The following is a 22,593-nucleotide window of genomic DNA, read 5'->3' as shown; positions in this document are numbered from 1 at the left end:
AACCTTTTACTAGATGAAATCAAAAAGCTAAGGAATTAAGCCTTACCTTGATTGATTAAACCTCTATCCTGAATTAAATGACCTTGAACAGAAGTATTACTTAAATAACTTTGAGGCTCTAAGTTTATTTGCTGTTCTTCAACTTCTAATGTACTATCTCTATTGTGTAATATCTGTTGCATTGATTGATTTACTATTAAATCTAGTTCCTTATTAAATACAATCATAAATTTGTTAAACTTCTTTGGACTTAACTTACCTGTTTCTCTATCGTGGCATGCTTGCTCTACATATGAGTTTAAAAATCCTGAAATCTCATTAAACTTACCACCCGTGATTTTTGCAGTAACCTCTTTCTGCATTTCTACACAATCAATATTTAACCGATGTATTGATATCCCACTTTTTAATGCAGCTTGCTCTACTACTTTCTCAAATTCCTCTATAATATTTAATGCATAGCCCTGTGCTTCTAATTGTGATATAGACTGAACTACTGTGGAAATATACTTCTGACCTGTGATTTTCCTTATAAATACATCTAATAAAAGAAGTATACATACTGTAATTGCTATTGAATGGTGGAGAGACATACTCCATTATTTTAGCACGAAGTAACAAATTCAATGAATTGGTTCTTCAAAGATAATTTAAACTTTTACAGTAGGAGCAGTCTCATGAAGTATTATAGCGGATTAGATGTCTCACTCAAAGAAACTTTTATTAGTATCGTTGATGAGAAAGGAAAAATTGTTAAAGAAGAAGTTGTTGCAAGCAAAAGTGACGCAATAGCTAAGTACCTGCTTGACCAAAGCAAAGGATACGAATCCATAGGAATAGAAAGTGGACAACTATCAATATCAATGTGCAAAGAGCTGAGAAATTTTGGATTACCAGTAACTTGTGTGGATGCAAGGCATATGGCAGCAGCATTATCTGCAAGAATCAATAAGAATGATAAAAATGATGCAAGAGGTATAGCACAGATGATGAGAGCTGGGCTATTTAAAGAGGTATTAGTAAAATCAGACGAAGCTTGCCAGATTAAAGTGGTGCTTGGGAGCAGAAGACAATTAATATGTAGCAGAAAGAAAATTGAGGGAACAATAAGAGGGTTATTGAAAATACACGGGATAAAAGTTGATCAGCGTTCCAGATCTGCAAGTTTCGCTTTAAAAGTGCAGGAAATAATTAATGAGCTAGATGAAATTAGCAAGAATTCAATTGAAGCATTAGTACATAGCTTAGAAACAATAGAAGAATCAATAGGAAAGCTTGATAAAATACTTTCAGAGCAAGGCAAAAAAGACGAGGATTGTAAATTATTAACTACTGTACCAGGAGTTGGTATTATAGTAGCAATGACATATAAAGCTGCAATAGATGATCCGTATAGGTTTGAAACATCTTATACAGTTGGAGCCTATATGGGGTTGAGCCCAAGACAATACGCTTCTGGAGAGATTGATAGGCATGGAAGTATATCAAAAATGGGACCAGTAGAATGTAGGAATATGCTGTACGAAGCTGCACAAGTCTTACTAGTAAAATGTAAAAGGACATTTAAATTGAGGAGTTGGGGATTAAGGATTGCAAAAAAGAAGGGTATGAAAAAAGCAATTGTTGCTGTAGCACGTAAGTTGTCTGTAATCATGCATAAAATGTTGGTTAACAAAACAGAATTTTGTTACTAATAAATGCAAAAAAGTAGATAATTTTATGTAAAGTAAAGATAGCAATGCCGATGGAAGGGATAAGCAAGAGCTCCGGTTGAAGCATAGACTTCGTAGTTTACATGTTGCCGTCCACTTCCGCCTAACAAGTATAGTGCGGCTTGGCTAAAATATAAACTAGCCATATCAGACCGCGGAGAGAACCATGGAAGCGTGCTATTTTAACTTATATAAAATCATTAAGGCTATGGGGGAAAAAATGATACCTTAGTTTTTATAAGCTTAATGAATATGTGGATAAATACTTTAAATGTGTGTAGGCGTATTTATCCACATATTCATTGGCTACACTAATTTAAAAGGGGTTAATTAGAAATTTAGTACTAGTTTTTAGTTGCCGATAAGGCACTCTTTGATTGAACAAAACAACATGATAGTAAATAAAAGGTTGTATTAGAGCTGAATTTTACATCAGAAAATATTTTTCATGATACAAAAAAAATTATTATTGACTTGTATGCAATTAGAGAACCGTTGTTATCAATACCTTGAACTGTAATAGCTTTAGAAGGTTCCATACTTATAGCTGCCTTAAAAGGAGAAGAAACAAACTGAAAAATACCTTTCATAGTATCTACCGTAGTGTAAGCAAAAATATTGATAAATGAAGATGGCTTACTTGTTCCGCTTGTAACTCCTATTTTATTAGGACCTATCTTATCATTTTGCAATGAATTTTCATCTTCTTTTACAATACTACGGCGATTATGGACACGTGTTGATAGGAAGCTGCTTTCTTCTTGTAAGTTAAGATGTTGGGTGATTTCTTCATTTCTTCTTATTCTTCCTTCTAGAAGGTTTCGTATTTCTAAGCTGTCTTCTTCATTAAGCGTATTTGCCACGGCTAAAGCTCCTCTAGCATCAACATAATCACTTTTATCAAGAATGAGCTTAACTATATTTAAATTGCCATAAGCAGCTGCAAAGTGCAAAGATGTCCAACCATCTTTATTTTTAGCGTTAACGTCAGCATGATTACTTATAAGAAATTTAGCTACTTCTAAATGACTGCTTTTAACAGCCCAATGCAAAGGAGTATTGCCATTATTGTTCTTAGCATTAACATCAGCCCCTCCCTCTATAAGCTCTTCTACTATACTTAACCTACCATAACTTGCAGCCCAGTGTAAAGGGATATTACCATATTTGTTTCTTTCATTAACATTAGCTCCTTCCTTTATGAGCTTTTCTAATACATCTAAATGACTATTTTTAGTAGCCAAGTGCAAAAGAGTATCGCCATTATTGTTCTTAGCATTAACATCAGCCCCTCCCTCTATAAGCTTTTCTATTACACTTAAGCTACCATAACCTGCAGCATAGTGCAGAGGGACATTGTCATATTTATTCTTCTCATTAACATTAGCCCCTTTCTCTATAAGCTTTTCTAATATATTGACATTCTGATTAAGAGCAGCCCAGTGCAGAGGAGTAGCGCCATGATTATTCTTAGCATTAACATCAGCCCCTCCCTCTATAAGCTTTTCTACTACCTGTAATTTATCTGCAAGAACAGCTAAATGTAGAGGAGTATTGCCTCTATTGTCCCTGGCATTAACATCATCCCCTTTATTGATAAGATCCGCAACTTGATTAGCATCTCCACTACGTACAGCAGCAAATAATTCATTAATCATTTAACCTTCCATAAAAACCACTAAATTTCAAAGTAAGAAAAAAATCTTTTTCTGAATAAAACAGCTACCTCATAATATAAAGAAAAATATTTTCACGATCATATTTATTATACATAAAAAATTAATAGCTCAATATACTTTTCATAGAATACTCCATCTCTAAAACTTGTCAATCCCTATTTAGAAGTTTTTTTGATAATCTTTAATGAAAGTTCTTAACGAATTAATACTGACTTAATAGTATATATTACTAATAACTTAGACAACACAATCACTTCCGCAACCAAAACCAGCTATTGTAAGAAGATTTTATTTTGAGATCGTATGGTCTACCACTTGTTCTACGCGAATTTATATCAATTTATTACTTTATTTCTCTGTTTTTTTGAAATTCCCCTCATAAAATTAAATAGCTTACTGTAAAATTATAGTCTTAAGTCCCTGTTTGCAGGTTGTACAGAGACGCTATTAAATGAAGATATAGGTGACCTATGAGTTAAGTTAACCGTGCTTTTATCTTCAAATTGCAATGCTTCACTTATATTTTTTAATTTTCTTTTTTTAGTTAGTGTATGTTCATCAAATGTCTCTAGGTTTCTTTTATGTGATTGTGTTTTTAAGTCTGGAGCTAAGTGCATATCTTCAAGATAATAAATAATTTCTTCTGAGTTAGAATATACAATAACATAGTCCAAAGGACTCATATTTTTTTCATCTTGTCTATCTATACTAGCTCCTTTCTCTATAAGGTATTCAACAATATCTAACTGACCATGCATCACAGCAAAGTGCAAAGGACTCTCACCTTCTTTGCTACGTAGATTTATATTAGCTCTTTTCTCTACAAGATATTTCACAATATCCAATCTACCATATATAACAGCAAAGTGCAAAGGACGCATGTTATTTTTATCCTTTATATTTATACTAGCTCCTTCCTCTACAAGGTATTTAATAATATCTAAGTGACCATATATAGCAGCAAAGTGCAAAGGACACATACTATCTTTGTTTAATGATTTTATTATAGCCCCTTGCGCTACAAGGTATTTAGCAATATCTAAGTGACCATATACGGCAGCAAAGTGCAAAGGATTCATACCTTTTGTGTTATTTAGATTTACATCACCCCCTTTCCTTACAAGATGCTGAACAGTACCTAAGTGACCATGTATGATAGCATAATCTAAAGAAGTAAAATTCCTTTCATCAATAGCATTAATAATTTTGCTTAATTTATTAGGTTCTATTTTCTCTAATATCAGCTTAATAACTTCTTCATTACCATCTTTGGCTAGTAAATGTAAGATAGTACTTCTATCATAAATAGAATCAATAAATTCATTAACTAATCTGTCATATTTACTTGCATGACTCCAAACAGATATAATGTTATTCGGATTTATAATGCAAAATGATGTCATCATTTCTCTTAAAGTTTCTTCTTCTATTCCTGTTCGTTCTTTCTCTACTCTTACTGTTTTTTGTATCCCTTTATGAACTCTTGCTATTGACTCCTCCAGCTCAATCACTAAAAACTTATTGAGTAGATTAAGAGCATCCAAAACTTGTTGCTTACCTTTTTCTGATTTCTTCTGGAGGAAAATTTCTTCTATATCAATTTGATTGGGATCCAAGTAAGCCATATATGATACAATATCATGCGATTGCTGCCCAACATTTTTTTCTCTTCTTATTTTATTAAGGTTAAGCGTCAAAGTTATAAATAATTCTTTGGTGAGACCTAGCGCCTCGAGACAATCAGGATTCGGTTTTTTCATTTCTTCATTATAGAGTTTTAGATATTCACTAACATTAATCTTTTCTTGTTTAATATATGCTGTTGCTTGTGTCAAAGCTAATGGAAGATAGCCCAATGTTTGTGCTAACTCTACTAGATAGTAATCCTGTAACCTATCTTTTACTTCTAAGGTTCTTTCAATAAATGTTATAGCTTCTCCTAGAGAAAATCCATCATTCAACTGTGTCTTTTCTATTTCTTTTTCCCAATTCTTGCTACGAGAAGTAATTAAAACGTAAGGCTTTTCTCCATGAAAAAACAAATTAGGAAAATAGGATGGTAAAAATTTTTCGATCTCCTTATACTTACTGGTGTTATCAAAGATGAAAAGACTTTTTACGTCTCGAAAATACTGGTACACATCCTGGACAATAGATTCTATTTCTCTATCTCGAACAACATTAAAATCCATATCATTATCATTTTCTGTAGGAATTTCTAATTCTTTAGCTAAATTACGAAATGAATTGAAAAGAGTGTCATATGTTTTAGCATTTATCCATATAACTTTTGTCCAAATATTACTCTCCTTACTATATGCGTAGCTTCTAGCTAATTCACTTTTTCCTGTTCCATATTCTCCATTAATCAAGACCATTCGTGACAGTTCTACTTCTTGATTTTTACTATCTAACTTCTTTTTTAATTCGTCTAACATCACTTCTCTTTTTATAAAGAATTTTGGTAAATAGCCCAAATTAAAGGAAAATGTATTTTTACCTTCTTTTTCATGAAGTATTCGTAAATTTCTGATTTCTTCACGCAGTTCTTGTATATCCTTTTTTTTTGCTGAATCGTTTTCATTGATCTCTTTTAATATACTACTAGCCAATCCTTTCTTTTTTTCCTCATCTAAAATACGCACATACTCTCTTTTTTTAGATGTTTCACTAAGTACATATTTTTGTTCTAACTCTTCCCAACTTTCTAATTCCCACTTAAAGGGAAGCCGATAGCCGTATTTTTCAGCAAAGTCATGCTCCTTCAATTGATAATACTTAATAATCTCACCCTCTGCTTTCTCTATTCCCACCTTTTCATATAACTCTGAAGTCATCAACATTTCACCACTTTGTTTATCTTTTACTTGATGTCCAGTACGTGTAGTAAACGGGTACTTTCTTTTTGATTTACCTAAAATAACACCTTTAGTTATGTGAAGATTGGGAAATTCTCCTTTCTCGTTGCAAGATGTAGTGTAATTTATTACTCTGGATACAGTATCCATTGCTAACTTCTCAATCCCCCTATTACAAGACAACTGATTAGTATCCACAATTTTAGTGAATTGTTTCTCAAAACTTTGAAAAATTTCCAAGCCAGCTTCTATTAAAATCTTTCTTAAGTTACCTTCTGAAGGCGCAACTATTGTAGAAAATATTTTTGCTTTTTTCCTATGTTGGTTTGTAGAAATAAAACTCACACACTCCATAACTTGAGAAGTACCTACTTTCTCCATACTTGGTGGAATATAATTACCCACAGTTGATACAACCTTAGCTACTACTTTACCTGTTTTACGTACTTTTGAACCTGGTTTTGCTTCTTTAGAACATTCAGATAGTTTTTCCTCGAATTCTTTAACAAAAGTCTTAACAAAAAAAGTTGCTTTTTTCACTATTTCATCACTTGTAATGCTTATACAGCTAAACATTTCTTCATCATCAGTCGATGTACTACTGCTGCCTATAGATGAAGATCTTGTTATTCTAGGGCTCTCTTGACTTCGTCCACACTGAAGTTCTTCACTAGATAATATATTTTCATAATCAACTATTGCTGATCCAGCATCTACATAATCCATTTGATTATCTGCTACTTGTTCTCCTATATTTTCTTTACCTAACATAAAGCCGCCTATATTTTAATATTCATATTTTGATTGTTTTGTCGTAAACCTCTTTTCTGAAGATTGATTTCAACATTTGATTCTTATGCAGCTGTACCAAACCAAACTGCTGTAGAAACCTTACGGTAATCCTAAGTAACTTTAATTGCTGAGTAACAGTGTGCTTTTCTTTTGACTTCTGACTAAAATAGATATATTCTTAAAAAATTCAGAATTGCTTTCTGAGTGATATACATAATACAATGCATCTAACTCACACCCCATTTGTTCATTACGTTAGACTGGATTGTAGCTAAAGAGACCTAGCAAAGCAAGAATTTTTTTGCATACTTTAGCATTTTATTTTAGTTTTTATTTTAAAACTAAAGCAGCTCAGTTTCATGTACTTTTATTTCTTTATCGACTGTTATTTTTTTTCTTCAATGCATCTATGAGTAATGATAACGTGGACGGTAAAGCTTGTAAAGCAATTTTTTTATATAGCAAGATTCAGCTATTTAATAAAAAGATCGTGGCTAGACCAAAAAATATAAGAGCTGAGAGAATATCAGTTGTTGCTGATGTTAAGATTGAAGACGAAACAGCAGGATCGGATCTTAAACGATGAAGCATTATAGGAATGAAAGTTCCGATGAACGTTGCAATAATTGACATCATAATCATGGAGACCACAAAAATCATCTCCACTTTGACATTGTGAAACCTTATTGCTAACACTACTAATGAAATAGTAGATAAGATCACCCCGTTTATAAGACCTATTAAAAATTCTTTCATCAGTATTCTTTTTGCATTTTGCTCAGTTAGATATTTTGTTGCGATTGCCCGGATAGTTAGTGTTACTGTTTGGGATCCTGCATTTCCGCTCATCGATGCAATGATTGGCATAATTATTGGCAGTACTATAAAATTTTGTATTACGTTATCGAAAAAGCCAACTACTATAGAACATATTGTTGCAGCTAAGAGGTTAAACAGTAACCAAGGTAGTCTTTTAATTATAGTTTTATGTATAGGGGCATTTATATCAGATTTAGAAGATACACCGCTTATTTTAAGCACATCCTCTTCTGCTTCTTGTTGAACAATTTTGATTACATCTTCAATAAGGATTACACCTATAATTTTACCATTCTTATTTACTACTGGAGCTGATAATAGAGCGTAATCTTTAAATATTCTTGCTACTTCTTCTTGGTCCATTCCAGTTTTAATTATTTTTATATCTTGACTCATTATCTCTTTTATTATTGTTTCTCCTGAGTGAGATATTACCTTATTTAAGTTGAAAATGCCTATGGGTTCTAATTTTGAGTTAATGATGAAAATTTGATAAAATGTTTCTGGTATTTTTTTATAGTTGCGCAAGAATTCCATTAGCTGATTTATCGTCCAATAATATGGAGCTATAACCATATTTTTATGTATCAACCTTCCTGCACTTTCTTCTGGGTATGATAACAATTCCTCTACTAATTTTTGAGTTGCATTGGGTAAGTAGTTAAGTATATTTTCTATAGACTTTCTATCTAAATCTTTCACTATAGCTACTATGTCTTCTATATCAAGAAGCATTAGTAACTTTGCTGTATTTTCTATTCCCAATATTTCTATGATCTCTACTTGTAAATCTGGTACTACATGTACTAAGGCATCACTTAACAAATGTTGATCGAGGATATTAACTAATTTCTCCCTGTGATCACTGATCGAAGTAGATAAAAAATAAGCTAACTGAACGCTATCTATCGTTTTTACAATATTACGAACATTCTCTAATTCTTGATTATCGAGAGACTCTATTAAATCATCAATAGCCTTTTTGTCTAAACCATAATGAGAACTTGTTTTAATATTCATTACTTTACCTTATTTTTTTAATAAATATACACACTTGATTTTATTGAACATTCAAGTATAATAAAATTATTTTGAATTAACTATTATATGGTTAAATTTCTATTTTGTTTGCTGTTATTGTTAGTGATAATAAATATATTAAAGTCTAAAGTATAATGAAAACCCATCCAGAAATCCTTGAATACTTTCAAGGCTTAAATAAAAGTATTTCTCTTATCAGGAGGTGTCTTTGACATAGAAAAATTGAAGTTGCGTCTTGAAGAGCTGGATTCTCAAGCGTTGAATGATAATCTGTGGCAAGACAATCAAAAAGCACAAGAAATTTTAAAAGAACGCTCTAAAATTAAGCATGACATAGAATCGTTTTCAAAGCTAGAAAGCGATTACAACGATGCTATCAGCTTGATGAAATCTGCTATTGATGAGAATGATGAAGAATTTTTTTCTGAAGTTAAAGGTGAGTTAGTAAAGCTAGAGAAATTAATCAAACTTAAAGAGACAGAATCCTTATTTACTGGTGAAGCAGATAACAATAACTGCTTTTTAGAAATCCACTCAGGAGCTGGTGGAACAGAGAGCAATGATTGGACTGAGATGCTCATGCGCATGTATACAAGATGGGCAGAAATTTATCACAATTTTAAAGTTGAAGTTGTAGAAAAATTAGATGGTGATGCAGTTGGTATAAAATCTACAACAATAAAGATCATCGGAGAAAAAGCTTACGGGTGGGCAAAAAGCGAAAGTGGAGTTCATAGATTGGTTAGAATATCACCATTTGATGCAAATGGTAAACGTCATACCAGTTTTGCAAGTGTAGGAGTAACTCCAGTGATTGAAGATTCAATAGATATTGTTGTGGATGAAAAGGATTTAAAGATCGACACTTACCGTGCTTCTGGAGCAGGTGGTCAGCATGTAAATAAGACTGAAAGCGCGGTACGTATTACGCATATTCCAACAGGCGTTGTAGCTCAATGCCAAAATGGTCGTTCTCAACATAAAAATAAAGATGAAGCACTTAAACTACTTAAAGGACGTTTATATCAAATTGAATTGGAAAAAAAAGAACAGAAAATGGCCGAAGAATATGGCAAGAAATGCGATATAGGTTGGGGCAGTCAGATCAGATCGTATGTTATGCATCCATATCAAATGGTAAAGGATTTAAGGACTGGACATGAAGTTGGCAATATAAATTCCGTTTTTGATGGCAATATAGATTGTTTCATAGTTAGTGTATTGGAGTTAAAATGAGATTTATTAAAAAGCTAAGTTTTATGCTCTGCTAATAAGGGGAAAAGAAAACCAAAATCTATTGAGAAAAATGGAACAATTTTGTGAATATATCTATTATCCAAGTAGCTGATGAAAATGGCAACTCGTTTCTTATGGGCACAAAAATGTAATATGAAGAGAAATCTTCGTACATTAAGTTGTAGCCGCGCAACGTCTGCCATTGATGATTATTTCACCTACTGTAACTGCTGCTAAAATAAAGCAGTAATAAACTTGTGTTAACAAAGAAATAGGTGAGACAGAAGCAATGCTACCTGCTAGCAGCAGCTGGGAACCATAAGGCAAAATGCCTTTTGTAACGCAAGCAAAAATGTCTAACAAGTATGCACTACGGTATGACGGAATATTATGCTTTTGCGCGAGCCTTTTTGCAATATCGCCACTTAATAAAATAGCAATGGTATTATTAGCAACTAAAACAGTAAACATAGATGCTATGCCCGCTATTACAAATTCAGCTTTAGTTTTTGTGATATTGCTTTCATCGATAAGTTTGTGTAATGCCTTTTGACCCTGCTTGTACATTATATGACTCAATCCGCCAATAAATAGAGCAAATATCACTATCTCGTTTACTTTTTTGAAACCGTCATATATGTCATGAGAGAGTTGAATGATAGTATAGTCAAAAAAAGTCATCCCTAATACACTAGCAACAATTATATTTATAGTTATTGTTACTAAAGTAGTAACTTCAAATAACCCCATGATTATTAAAGAAATATAAGGAATAATCTTTATTACTGATAAATAATCTAAATTTGATGTAGGAATAATTTTTGTACTATCTGCCATAATTGCCAGATAGACAAGCGTTATAATGCTGGCAACAAATGCTACTTTAGAATTCACTTTAAGTTTATCCTTTATCGTGGCCCCCTGTGAAGAAACAGATGCAATAGTAGTGTCAGATATCATTGAAAGATTATCACCAAATACGGCACCTCCAACTACAGTTGCAGTTCCTATTTCAAGACCAAAAGCCCCACTTTTTGCTAAGTTAACAGCTATTGGTACCATTAATACAACAACTCCCATAGACGTACCAATTGCAGTTGATATAAAAGCGGAAGCCAAAAATACTCCAGGCAGTAGTAATCTTGCTGGAAGGAAATTGAGAATTAAATCAGCAACAGTATCTGCACTACCAATTGATTGAGTCACCACAGAAAATGCTCCAGAAAATAGAAAAGTTAAACACATAGTAAGGGTGTTTTTATCGCCCATACCCTCGATGACAGTATCGATGTTACGTTGAATTTTACCTGCACTGCATGCAACAGCAAAAAATAGCGCCGGTAGTAGGCAAATTACCGGTGAAACTTGGCGAAGCGGATTATCAATTCCAATAAAGGAAAAATAGACACCACTTCCAAGGTATAAGATCAAAAAAATAACCAAAGGAAAAAAAGCTGTCATTTTACTGCCTTAAAACCTATGGTTATAATCAATTAAGTGGTTTCAGGCAAGCTTGGTTTTCTGTAAGTTAATAACAGTCCTTTTAGACTCTCAAGTTACGCTATGGAAAATGCGTTGACTATTCTACCATAATATATAGCATCAAAAAATACTCTATAGTATGAGGTAAAGCTATGGTAATGACATATGAACAGTGGAACATAATATTAGGTGTAATTGATCAAGAGGTAAATTTAAGTAAAGACAATGTAATTGAAAGAATAAGAGAGCTATTAAAGGAAGTAAAGATACTAGGGCAAGCAGAAACATCAAGAATGTTAGAAGAGATATCGCATGGATTAGAAGTATCAAGCAAGATTCCAAGAGTACAAGAGACACAAGAGCCATTAAAAAAGAGACTAAAGGTGGTAAATGTACCGCAGACAAAAGAAGAAGCAAAAAAGATACTAAAGAAGTCAAGGGTGTCAAATGCGCAACAGATGGTAAAAAGAATGCTAAAAAGGTTAGGTGTACAAGAGACATCAGAAGAATCAAAAGCAGTGGCGCTAGAGGATGTGCTAAATGCACGAAAGATCTCAGAAAAGGTACCAGTGATGCTAGATACACAAAAGATACTAAAAACATTAAATAGACTAAAGAAAGAAAGTAAAAATGTGTATAAAGAGTGGAAGAAAGCCAAATTTGATGTAAATTATTGGTTTGAAATAGATTGTTTGCATGAACGCTTTTCATACACGTTATTATATTTAGCTATTGATTTTAAGCTGAGCAATTTAATAAATGCTATGCTTAAAGTAAAAGGAATCGATATTAATGCACCAGGTCCGTTTTCCGAATGGACTGCTTTACATTGGGCTGTTGAAGATAGGAACACAGAAGTAGCACGCAAGCTAATAGAAAAAGGGGCAAATGTTAATCAGTTGGATTCATCTCAACGGACTACTTTATATCAGCCAGCTGTAAATGGCGATATAGAAATAACAAAAATCTTAGTAATGAATAAGGTAAATCCTAATGTGGAAGATCTGATGAACTTGACTGCTTTATATGAAGCTGCCAGGAATGGCCATAAAGAAGTAGTAAGGTTCTTAATGAATAATGGAGCAGATGTTAAGAAGAATGGGGCGCTTAAACTTACTCCTTTACATATTGCTGTTGCAAATGTTGATAGAGCAATGGTGGATTGTATAATAAAAAACGACAAGAATATTGACAAAAATATTGAGATAGTAGATGTATTTGGATGGACTCCTGTATATTGGGCTGCTACAAAGAACGATATTTCAATATTAGAAGCCCTATTAAAGTGCATATCAGAACATGGAGCAGATGTTAATCTAGAGGATAATTTAATTGGACGATCTCCCTTACATATTGCTGCTACGAATGGTAATGTGGAAGCAGTAGAGCTCTTAATAAAATATGGAGCAAATGTTAACCATAAGGATGCATGGGGATGGACTCCTTTTAATTGTGCTGCTACAAAAGGCAATAGAAAAGTAATGTATTATCTAATAGCCCATGGAGCAAGTATTGAGACGAATGATCCACAGAAAATATTACTTTCTATTTGTCCATATAATTATCTAGAAGCAGTAACTACTATGATACAACTTGGAATATGGAAGGATGTGATGAAATTGATGGGAGCTGAGTTTTTACGTTGTGCTGCCGGACATGGTGATACACTAATGGTACATGCTCTATTAGAAGCTGGAGTAAATGCTAATGCAGGTGATGATTTAGGATCAACTGCTTTACATAAAGCTGCCAAGTATAACCATCCGGAAGTAGTAAAGATCTTAATTTTATATAGAGCAAATGTTAATGCGCAGAATGACTTAGGGGAATCTCCTTTAACTTATGCTGTCGAACGTAGAAACTGGATAGTAGTAATAACCTTACTATGCTATGGCGCAAATCCTTCATTGCCTGATAATTGTTATGAAACTGTAAGAGATTTAGCTAAACGTCAAGGTATAAGTAATCTTCTAGTGGAAGCAGAACAAAGAGCACTAGCTATACTTACACAGCTTGACTTAGAATCAAGTATACTCAGAAACACAGCATTAATGACAGTGCAACACATAGCATCACATATGTTGAGAGAAATAGAATTACATCTATCTATCAACTTTGAACGTATGATAAGAGATCAAGCTAATCAAATTGAACAATTACAGTATAACGCTAAACTTAATGAAAAAGGAGTAGCACTTATAACTGACCGCATTAAATGTGTGCAGTTAGGGACTAACACTAAAGCGTGTCCAGCTGAAATGGATGGAGTAAAAGAACAAATATTACATAGTCCTTTCAGGTGGTCATATCGCACTAAAAATGTTAATGTAGGAAGAGTAACATCTTTAGCTAACGGCATTGAGTGTATGAAGTTAGGGCCTAACACTGAAGCGTGTCCAGGCCCTAGTATTAAAGAGCCTAATACTCACCTCTCTATGATCGAGAAACTATCATTGTTACCACTTTACTCAGCTGTAGGAAAATATGAAGCTGTTATAAATAGTTAAATAATCCTCTAAATTCCAGCACGTAGCACTCGATGCAAGTAGCTGAAACTGAGGAGTACATTAGCTATGTTAGATTTTAGTTTACACAATAAAATTTTTATAAGTAAGATGTCAGAAGGTATCAAAACTATATTAGTAGAAGACAATAACGTTAGGCTCGATAGGTACATCAGAAGAATTTTTCCCAATTTGAAACAATCTGCAATTGAGAAGTCTTTAAGGAAAGGATTAATCAAGGTTGATAATTGCACGGCAAAATCCAGCGATAGGGTAAGCTCTGGGCAAGCTATAATGATAAGATACTTAGACTATATTGAGAACACTAATTCTGACTGCAAATATAATGAAAAGTCAGTGAATCTACTAAGAGAGAACATATTATATGAAGACGAATATATACTAGCTATAAACAAACCCGCAGGGGTCATTGTTCAAGGCGGCATAAAGGTAAAAATTAGCATTAGTGATTTACTTGACCAAATAAGAGAGAGAGAAATATTTAAAATTGTTCATAGGCTGGATAGGGATACAAGCGGAGTAATAATATTCGCACGCAATGCTAGCGTTGCAAGATACCTTATGGAAGAATTTAAAGGACGGAGGATAAAAAAAACTTACCTAGCATTAACTTCTGGTATACCGAGCAAAGATAATGGAACAATAGACTATCCGTTGGTGAAAAAATATATTTCAGGACAAGAAAGAGTGGTCATTGATGAAGACTCACTACAGAATGCCACTACACACTTTTCAATTGTGTCAGGGCTAAAACACAATGTCGCTTATCTAAAATTACAACCAATTACTGGTAGAACCCATCAGTTACGTGTACATTTAGCTCATATAAATTGCCCTATTCTTGGTGACGGTAAATATGGCGGTAAAAAAGCTTTTATTGATGGAGTAGCAAATCAGATTCACCTGCATTCATATTCTTTGTCTTTAAAATTGCCAAATAATAAAGAAGTCACTATTACTGCTCCTGTCCCTAAACATATCGAAAAATCTATTGAAGCGCTATCTTTTGACTGAAGCGATTTCACCAATCAATTTTTTTGTCTTTGGCTTTAATTTGAAGTACAGATATTAGGCTAATCAATGCACAAACAGTAAGGTAAATCCCTGCTGCAAGTTTTGTTTCAGTTTTTTCTATAAGCCACATGCATATCGATGGAGAAAGGCCACCAAAAATACCTGCTGATATGTTATGAGCTAAGCTGAAGCCAGTGCATCTAACTTTCGTTGGAAATAACTCGCAGGCAAGAGAATTATATATTCCAAAAGATGCACCTATCGGTATGCTCATCAACAGAAAAGTGAATGTTATAATATAGTGATTATCATATGATAATAGCGAAAGTACCGGCAAGCTAACACAAGCTAAAGTTACTAATGTAGGAATTATCACATTTTTTCTTCCAATTTTATCAGAAAGTATTGCAAACAGCACTGCAGACGTTCCAAATGTGATTTCAACCATGATCCTTACTAGATTTTTAATATCAATGCCTGAGAAGGTAAGTTCTTTGACAGATATGTTATAAAACATAATTACCGAATAAACGATTGCATTTTGGGCAATACCAAGTCCAATTGCTAATATAAATGCTTTTTTGTAGGTTTTGATTAGTTCAAAAAATGGAGAACTAGATAAGCTTTTATTTTGGTCATGAGTTTTGTACGCTAAACTCTCTTCCATTATGTATCTTATTAAAAAGCCTATTACACCCATAATAGAGCAAAAATAGAAGGGCAGCCTCCAGCCCCAAATTTCATAACTTTCACCTGTAAACTTTTTGCAAATAGCTATCATTACAAAGCATAGAATAGAACCAAGAGCACCACTAAAAGCTTTCATGCTACCTAAAAAGCCTAGATTTTTTTTATCGCTTGAATGCTCTATTAAAAAAGCTGAATTGATACTTGTTTCTCCACCTGCTGCCATTCCTTGTGTTATTCTACAAAGCAGAAGCAATATAGGAGAAAATATTCCTATTTCTTTAAAGCTTGGTATAATCGCAATTGTAGTAGATGATATCGAAGCTAATATTACGGAAGTCAGCAAAATTTTCCTTCTGCCGTATTTATCTCCAATGTAACCAAAAATAAATGCACCAAGTGGTCTAAATCCAAATCCAATTGCAAAACTGCCAAGAAATTTGATTGTGCTTAAATAATCACTTTCTGAAGGAAAAAAAACGTTGCTTATTATATGCGTTAAAACTCCAAACAGAGTTATTTCATACCATATAATCATATTGCAGATTATGCTTGATAGTATTGCTTTTTGAATATTGTTCATGATTTTTAACTCACTATAATTTAACTTACTAATAACAAGTATTTTTGTCTATAGATTGTAGTTTAGAACTTTGTAACTGTTTTAGTATAAAATTGTTTACAATATGCTCAAAAGATATTCATTAAATTTTCACTATTATATTTTATATTCAACATTTATTGTAATTATGAGGTTAGTATGAGTGAAAAAGGTATAGACGTATCTCATTGGAATGGAGAGATTGATTGGTCGAAAGTTGCAAAGGATGGGGTAAGGTTTGCATTTGCCAAAGCAACTGAGGGAGAAACTTCTCAAGACACTAAATTTGGACAAAATTTTCAAAGTATGAAAGATAATAATGTGCAAGCTGGGGCATATCACGTATTTAGGATGACCTCAACACCTGAAGGTCAGTTGAATAATATAGTTAACGAACTTAAAAAAGCTAATTTTGAGCCAGGTACAAATAAGTTAGCTGTTAGTGCTACAACTGGTATTTGCGAAGGAAGAACAACAAAATGTGATGATCCTACAAAACACACTAACACACAGAGAGCCGAAAAACTTCATTCTTTATTGACTCAATTGAATGAAAAAGGATACAGTCCAATTGTATATGCTTCACCAAAAACGTGGAATGATTACTATACACAAGAAGAACATAATTTTTCTCACTACCCATTATGGGTTGCTGATTGGAGAGGAAGATCGGAGCCTGAATTACCTAAAGATTGGAAGGATGCGGGTAAAAACTATACTTATTGGAATTACACCTCTCAAGGAGAAGTAGACGGAACAGAGGGCCAAGTCCCGCTAGACCAAACGTTTTGATATCCTAAAACTATAAAGTAGTGCTAGGGCCTAGCACTACTTTAACAGAATTCAATATTCTTGTTTTTTCCCCACCTAAACTCAAGTTATATACAACTTTATTCAACAACCTTTAAAGACAACTCACGTAAATGCTTATCCTCTACTTTAGAAGGAGCACCCATTAGAACATCTTCACCTTGCTGATTCATAGGAAAACAGATTACTTCACGAATACTAGGCTCATCAGCAAGTAGCATAACCATTCTATCAACTCCTGGTGCTATTCCACCATGAGGTGGCACTCCAAACCTAAATGCACGCACAAGCGCACCAAATTTTGTATCAACTTCTTCTTTACTGTAGCCTGCAATGGCAAAAGCTCTGTACATAATATCTAGTTTGTTATTACGAATTGCTCCACTTGACAGCTCTATTCCATTGCAAACAAGATCATATTGGTAAGCAAGGATATCCAGTGGATTCTTTTCTTCTAAATCTTTCAAGCCACCATGTGGCATAGAAAATGGATTATGAAAGAAATCAATTTTTTTACTTTTATCGTCATACGCAAAGTAAGGAAAATCAATCACCCAACAGAATTTGAAGATATTGTCATCTATAAGACCTAGTTCTGATCCCAAAAGAATACGCACTTTCCCTGCAATTATTGCTGCTTCATTTTCCTTATCAGAAGCAAAAAATACACTATCTCCAGGTTCTATATTTGTTATTTCTTTTATGGAATTTAACCTATTGTCATCAAGGAATTTAGCAATTGGTCCTTTTGCAATTCCATCTTTATCGAACGTTATATATCCAAGACCTTTAGCACCGAATTCCTTTTGTGCATGTTCTATTTTTTTATCAAAAAAGCTACGAGGTTCCTCTGCTGTTTTAGGAGCAGGAATGGCTCTCACTACCATACCGCGTTCAATATTGCTTTTGAAAATATTGAACTCTGAATCACGGAAAATTTCTGTTACATCGCTAATTAATAATGGATTACGCAAATCTGGCTTATCAGATCCATATTTGAGCATTGCTTCTTTGTATGTAATACGTGGAAAATCTTTATCGACAGACTTGCGAGAAAATTTCGCGAACACTTTATATAAAGTAGATTCAATAACCTGAAATATATCTTCTTGAGTCACAAAAGACATTTCAAGGTCGAGCTGATAAAACTCCCCAGGAGAACGGTCAGCCCTTGCGTCCTCATCACGAAAACAAGGTGCAATTTGAAAATATTTATCAAACCCTGAAACCATAAGCAACTGCTTAAAAATCTGTGGAGCTTGTGGTAATGCATAGAATTTACCAGGATTTAGTCTGCTTGGCACTAAGTAGTCACGTGCACCTTCAGGAGAAGAGGCAGTAAGTATTGGAGTTTGAATTTCCAAAAATCCTTGCTCTATCATGAGCCTCCTGAGCTCTGAAATGATCTGTGAACGCAGAATAATGTTATTACGAACCTTTTCACGTCTTAAATCAAGAAAACGGTATTTAAATCTCATGTTTTCTGGGTATTCTTGCTCGCCGGCGATACTTGCTAATATACTCCTTTCTTCTTTTGCTATTTCTTCATCACAGTGGAACTCAACTTCCGATTCAACTTGTAAATTACTAACTATAACTTCAATTTCTCCTGTGTAAATAGAGCTGTTTACCGTATCTTCAGTTCTAGCTTTGACTGTTCCTGTGACAGTAATCACACTCTCTGATTTTAAATTTGAAATTTCATCAAAAAAGTCTTTGTCATTATTGAATACCAGTTGAGTAATTCCATAAAAATCTCTTAAATCAACAAAGATTAGGTTACCATGGTCACGTTTACGGTACAGCCACCCAGAGAGAGTAACTTCCTTTTCTACATCATTCTTCCTTAATTCATTACACGCGTGAGTTTTATAGCAGTTCATTTAATTGAAATTTCTAGAATACAGAAAGATTATAAAATAAATTAACCTTTGGGCAAGATAATATCTAAAGATCCTTTACAAACAATTCCGATTTGGATATAATTTCTTTGATTGTGTGTGTTGAGGTGTATTTATGAATCCTAAAGAACTACAGAAAATTCTAGCTGAAAATAAGAAGAAAGATTCTGTATTAAAAAAGCTTCTTAGAGCTGTTAAGGAGAATGACTTAGAAAAAGTAAAATCAATTTTTGAGAAAAACAGCTCTATTATTAAAGATGTTGTTGCTGAGATTAATTCCCAAAATGGTACAAATTTATTAGGTTATGCTGTTGATAGTAAAATGGCCAAATATCTAATAGAAAAGGGTATAAGCTTTAGCGCTGCAGTCACAAAGGCAGTTCGAAGAAGAGATTTAGAGTCAGTAAAATCAATCTGTCAGGTGAGTAGCTTAATAGCTAAAGATGAGTTACAGCAAAATCCTGAGCCACTACAATCTGCAACTTATGATCACAAATTTAATGATAAAATTGCAAGGTATTTGATTGAACAAGGTGCAAATCCTAATGCAACTGATCATCTTGGTCGTTACTTACTTCATCTGCAAATTGCAAAAAGCAATTTCAAAGGAGCTAAGGCTTTAATAGAAAACGGCGCGGATGTTAACTTAATAAATCAAGGGGTAAAAAGCTATCAGACATTAATTATGGGTGGTAGTGAGTTGAAGGGTGAAACTGCGTTGAATTTTGCAATTAGAATATATTACAAACATAAAGACATAGACAATCAAAAATCTGATGAAACCTTAAAATTTATAAGTTATTTAATAGAACAAAAAGCAAACTTAAATATTAAAGATTGTAATGAGATGGTCCCTTTAGATATTGCTATATTTCATAATTCTCCAAAGATAGTAGAATTATTGATAAAAGCTGGTGCTGATCTTAATGTTGGAAGGGAAAAAGCAGAAGGTGTTTTAAAGTATGCAATTACTGAAGGGCATATAGATATAGGGAAAGCTACAATTAGATATATTTTGGAACATGACTCACACTGGTTAACAACTTCAAATAAACCAGATCTTCTCAATGACCAACAAGAGTTATCAAACTATTGGGATGAATATAAAGCTCAAGTTAAAGAGCTTCATGATATAGTGGGAGATAGAATTTACTTGACTGGTGACCGCTCTACCCGTCCTATAATGAGAACAGTGAGTGGCTTTTTAGATCATGAAAGTAGAAAAAATCTAGTAAAATCATCATTCATATCTAGTGCTGAGGCACCAGAAAATTTTTGTCCGAGAAAGCTGGCTGTTATAAGTGTAGCTGCAATAACTTGCGCTTTAGCATTATATTTTCTTGCTCCATTAATCATTGGGTCTTCTGCTGGAATTGGTACTCAACTAGCATTAGGAGCTGTAGGTGCAGTTGTAGGTGGTGGAATTGGAATCTTGACCAATGTGGCAATAGATCAATGCTACGTTAATTCAGCTACTCAGAAAGCTGACTAAAATTAAAGCGCCATAGATTGCTAAAACTCCATAATTGTGGAGTAATATAATGTGTGCGCCAAGAAGTGCGTAAGGAACAGTTGGTGAAAATCCAACACGGGTAAAGCTTAGCCAGCAACCTGGAACAAACCATTATGCTGCGTAAGGTAACGAGCGTAGTAAAGCTAATGGAATGGACAACATAGGGTGCAACGAAAGTGAAGGTATTGAGTCCCGTAATTCACGCGTCATGGGGGCCGACACTTTACATTTGGTGGAAGGCAACATGGGTAATAACGCTAAGGAAAGATATTACTCACCCCATCGGGATCGAAGGCCGCGTCATGTGTTGAGATGGACCTTACGTGAACTTGGGAGATCCTTTGTATTCCTGTAAGGGTACTCTGGAACAAGTCAATAAAGGCAAGGACTGGAGGAAGATGCAAAGGAAGTCGGACTAACTGATAGTACTCGGAGTGTGGGAAAGCCACATACAAGGGGAAGCGGTTAGCAATATAGTGACTGGTATAGGGATTGCTATACCAATACAACAGAGATTGGAGGAGTATGCAAGGAAAACTAAACCAGATAGCAGTAAGGGCTAAGCAAGATAAGCGAGTAAAATTTACATCGCTAGTTCATTTGATTAATGAAGAGAATCTTGCAGAGTGTTACAAGGAACTAAAACGCAACAAGGCTTGCGGTATAGATCGTGTGACAGTGGAAGCTTATGGAGAAAATCTAGAAGAGAAACTTAGAACGCTAGTGGATAGTATAAAGAGAAAGCAATACCGACCGCAACCAGTGAAAAGGGTATACATACCCAAAATTGGAAGCAAGGAAAAACGCGGTCTCGGAATACCATCAACAGAAGAAAAGTTGGTACAGGTAATGCTAAAGAAGATATTAGAAAATATTTATGAAGCAAACTTTATGGACAGCTCGTATGGATTTCGACCAGGAAGAAATTGTCATCAGGCGATAAACGCTCTAGATAAAGCAGTTATGCACAAACCAATTAACTATATTGTAGAAGTGGATATCAAGAAGTTCTTTGATAATGTTCAACATAAATGGCTAATGAATTGTCTAAGGGAACGAATAGCTGACCCAAATTTATTGTGGTTAATAAAACGATTTCTAAAGGCAGGAATAGTCGAAGTTGGATGTTACAAAGCAACCGATCAAGGCACACCACAAGGTGGTATAGTAAGCCCTGTATTAGCTAATATATACTTACACTATGTGCTGGACTTATGGTTTGAAAAGAAATTTAAGCCAAAAGCCAGAGGATATATACAGCTAATAAGGTTTTGCGACGATTTTGTAGTTGGCTGCGAGAGGGAAGAAGACGCAAAAGAATTTCTAGAATTACTGAAACAAAGACTAAGTAAATTTGGATTGGAAATAGCTGAAAATAAAACAAAAATAGTAAAGTTTGGTAAGAAAGAATGGTATCAAGCAGAAAGAGAGAAACGTAGGACGGCTAGCTTCAACTTTCTAGGATTTACACATTATTGTGGAAAAAGTCGTAATGGTAAACTTATGATGAAGCAGAAAACTTCAAAAATAAGCCTAGCTAGAAAGATTAAAGAAATCAAAGAGTGGTTGAAGATGGTACGAAGTCGTATCTGTCTCAAAGATTGGTGGCAGAAACTTAAAGCCAAACTAACAGGACACTATAGCTACTTCGGAGTTAGCGGAAATTATCGGTGTTTGATTCAATTCAATCGACTGGCAACAAAGTTAGCATTTAAGTGGATAAACCGACGTAGTCAAAAGAAAAGTATCGATTGGGAACAATTTATACACTATTTAAAAGTAAATCCATTACCAAAACCAAAGGTATATGTTTCTTTATACACAGGAGCACTAGTGTGAACGCTGTATTGTGGAGCCGTGTGCGGGAAATCCGCAAGCACGGTTCTTTTGGGGAGACTATGGTTATGAGACCAAATCGCTGAT

General features: G+C 34.0%; 14 protein-coding genes. 7 read left to right on the top strand and 7 right to left on the bottom strand.

Annotation, left to right across the window (positions count from 1 at the left end):
• Positions 1-35: 35 nt before the first annotated feature.
• Entirely contained in the window at positions 36-593 is a 558-nt protein-coding gene (locus tag OM967_RS01695) for a latrotoxin-related protein (RefSeq protein WP_264337471.1), read from the bottom strand.
• A gap of 33 nt (positions 594-626) precedes the next feature.
• Here OM967_RS01695 and OM967_RS01690 point away from each other — a divergent pair, with 33 nt between their 5' ends.
• Positions 627-1,694: an IS110 family RNA-guided transposase gene (locus OM967_RS01690; protein WP_264337368.1), complete on the top strand. Its 1,068-nt coding sequence runs from the start codon at positions 627-629 to the stop codon at positions 1,692-1,694.
• A 464-nt stretch (positions 1,695-2,158) separates the two neighbouring features.
• Here OM967_RS01690 and OM967_RS01685 read toward each other — a convergent pair whose 3' ends face one another.
• From OM967_RS01685 to mgtE, 3 genes are all read right to left on the bottom strand, one after another.
• A complete protein-coding gene (locus OM967_RS01685; protein WP_264337469.1) occupies positions 2,159-3,370 on the bottom strand; it encodes an ankyrin repeat domain-containing protein in 1,212 nt (403 codons plus the stop codon).
• 425 nt (positions 3,371-3,795) lie between these two features.
• Positions 3,796-7,020 carry an ankyrin repeat domain-containing protein gene (locus tag OM967_RS01680; protein WP_264337467.1) on the bottom strand — a complete coding sequence of 1,075 codons (3,225 nt, stop codon included), beginning with the start codon at positions 7,018-7,020 and terminating at the stop codon, positions 3,796-3,798.
• 489 nt (positions 7,021-7,509) lie between these two features.
• Positions 7,510-8,880: a magnesium transporter gene (gene mgtE, locus OM967_RS01675; protein WP_211908162.1), complete on the bottom strand. Its 1,371-nt coding sequence runs from the start codon at positions 8,878-8,880 to the stop codon at positions 7,510-7,512.
• Positions 8,881-9,035: 155 nt separating this feature from the next.
• Between mgtE and prfB the strand changes: the two genes are divergently transcribed.
• Positions 9,036-10,137 (top strand): peptide chain release factor 2 gene (gene prfB, locus OM967_RS01670; protein WP_250119949.1). Its coding sequence is split into 2 segments (ribosomal slippage): positions 9,036-9,101 and positions 9,103-10,137, totalling 1,101 coding nucleotides; the frame shifts between segments, so codons are not numbered across the junction.
• A gap of 174 nt (positions 10,138-10,311) precedes the next feature.
• On the opposite strand, the gene OM967_RS01665 is transcribed toward prfB, so the two are convergent.
• Complete coding sequence (locus tag OM967_RS01665) at positions 10,312-11,598, bottom strand: Na+/H+ antiporter NhaC family protein (RefSeq protein ID WP_211908158.1); 1,287 nt, start codon at positions 11,596-11,598, stop codon at positions 10,312-10,314.
• A 179-nt stretch (positions 11,599-11,777) separates the two neighbouring features.
• Here OM967_RS01665 and OM967_RS01660 point away from each other — a divergent pair, with 179 nt between their 5' ends.
• Both OM967_RS01660 and OM967_RS01655 read left to right on the top strand, forming a co-directional pair.
• Positions 11,778-14,126, top strand: coding sequence for an ankyrin repeat domain-containing protein (locus OM967_RS01660; protein WP_264337466.1), 2,349 nt, complete (start codon positions 11,778-11,780; stop codon positions 14,124-14,126).
• Positions 14,127-14,234: 108 nt separating this feature from the next.
• Positions 14,235-15,158, top strand: coding sequence for an RluA family pseudouridine synthase (locus OM967_RS01655; RefSeq protein ID WP_264337565.1), 924 nt, complete (start codon positions 14,235-14,237; stop codon positions 15,156-15,158).
• Positions 15,159-15,165: 7 nt separating this feature from the next.
• On the opposite strand, the gene OM967_RS01650 is transcribed toward OM967_RS01655, so the two are convergent.
• Positions 15,166-16,428, bottom strand: a complete 1,263-nt coding sequence (locus OM967_RS01650) for an MFS transporter (protein ID WP_211908156.1) — start codon at positions 16,426-16,428, stop codon at positions 15,166-15,168.
• Positions 16,429-16,605: 177 nt separating this feature from the next.
• Here OM967_RS01650 and OM967_RS01645 point away from each other — a divergent pair, with 177 nt between their 5' ends.
• On the top strand, positions 16,606-17,238 hold the full coding sequence (locus tag OM967_RS01645; RefSeq protein WP_211908154.1) for a glycoside hydrolase family 25 protein: 633 nt from the start codon (positions 16,606-16,608) through the stop codon (positions 17,236-17,238).
• Between the two features lie 98 nt (positions 17,239-17,336).
• Here OM967_RS01645 and aspS read toward each other — a convergent pair whose 3' ends face one another.
• On the bottom strand, positions 17,337-19,139 hold the full coding sequence (gene aspS / locus OM967_RS01640; protein WP_264337464.1) for an aspartate--tRNA ligase: 1,803 nt from the start codon (positions 19,137-19,139) through the stop codon (positions 17,337-17,339).
• 133 nt (positions 19,140-19,272) lie between these two features.
• Between aspS and OM967_RS01635 the strand changes: the two genes are divergently transcribed.
• Both OM967_RS01635 and ltrA read left to right on the top strand, forming a co-directional pair.
• Positions 19,273-20,649, top strand: a complete 1,377-nt coding sequence (locus tag OM967_RS01635; protein WP_264337462.1) for an ankyrin repeat domain-containing protein — start codon at positions 19,273-19,275, stop codon at positions 20,647-20,649.
• Between the two features lie 546 nt (positions 20,650-21,195).
• A complete protein-coding gene (gene ltrA / locus OM967_RS01630) occupies positions 21,196-22,509 on the top strand; it encodes a group II intron reverse transcriptase/maturase (RefSeq protein ID WP_264337461.1) in 1,314 nt (437 codons plus the stop codon).
• Positions 22,510-22,593 lie beyond the last annotated feature (84 nt).

Origin of the sequence: Wolbachia endosymbiont (group B) of Dolichovespula media, assembly GCF_947179505.1 — a bacterium.
Taxonomy (GTDB): Bacteria; Pseudomonadota; Alphaproteobacteria; order Rickettsiales; family Anaplasmataceae; genus Wolbachia.
Note: the sequence above shows the minus strand (reverse complement) of the source record. Positions and strands in the feature narration are given on the sequence as shown.

Excerpts from the sequence above, each read along its gene's own strand:
- OM967_RS01690 (WP_264337368.1), top strand. The coding sequence starts at position 627 with ATGAATTGGTTCTTCAAAGATAATTTAAACTTTTACAGTAGGAGCAGT.
- mgtE (WP_211908162.1), bottom strand. The coding sequence starts at position 8,880 with ATGAATATTAAAACAAGTTCTCATTATGGTTTAGACAAAAAGGCTATT.
- ltrA (WP_264337461.1), top strand. The coding sequence starts at position 21,196 with ATGCAAGGAAAACTAAACCAGATAGCAGTAAGGGCTAAGCAAGATAAG.
- OM967_RS01660 (WP_264337466.1), top strand. The coding sequence starts at position 11,778 with ATGACATATGAACAGTGGAACATAATATTAGGTGTAATTGATCAAGAG.
- OM967_RS01650 (WP_211908156.1), bottom strand. The coding sequence starts at position 16,428 with ATGAACAATATTCAAAAAGCAATACTATCAAGCATAATCTGCAATATG.
- OM967_RS01645 (WP_211908154.1), top strand. The coding sequence starts at position 16,606 with ATGAGTGAAAAAGGTATAGACGTATCTCATTGGAATGGAGAGATTGAT.
- OM967_RS01685 (WP_264337469.1), bottom strand. The coding sequence starts at position 3,370 with ATGATTAATGAATTATTTGCTGCTGTACGTAGTGGAGATGCTAATCAA.
- OM967_RS01680 (WP_264337467.1), bottom strand. The coding sequence starts at position 7,020 with ATGTTAGGTAAAGAAAATATAGGAGAACAAGTAGCAGATAATCAAATG.
- OM967_RS01665 (WP_211908158.1), bottom strand. The coding sequence starts at position 11,598 with ATGACAGCTTTTTTTCCTTTGGTTATTTTTTTGATCTTATACCTTGGA.
- OM967_RS01695 (WP_264337471.1), bottom strand. The coding sequence starts at position 593 with ATGTCTCTCCACCATTCAATAGCAATTACAGTATGTATACTTCTTTTA.
- OM967_RS01635 (WP_264337462.1), top strand. The coding sequence starts at position 19,273 with ATGAATCCTAAAGAACTACAGAAAATTCTAGCTGAAAATAAGAAGAAA.
- aspS (WP_264337464.1), bottom strand. The coding sequence starts at position 19,139 with ATGAACTGCTATAAAACTCACGCGTGTAATGAATTAAGGAAGAATGAT.
- OM967_RS01655 (WP_264337565.1), top strand. The coding sequence starts at position 14,235 with ATGTCAGAAGGTATCAAAACTATATTAGTAGAAGACAATAACGTTAGG.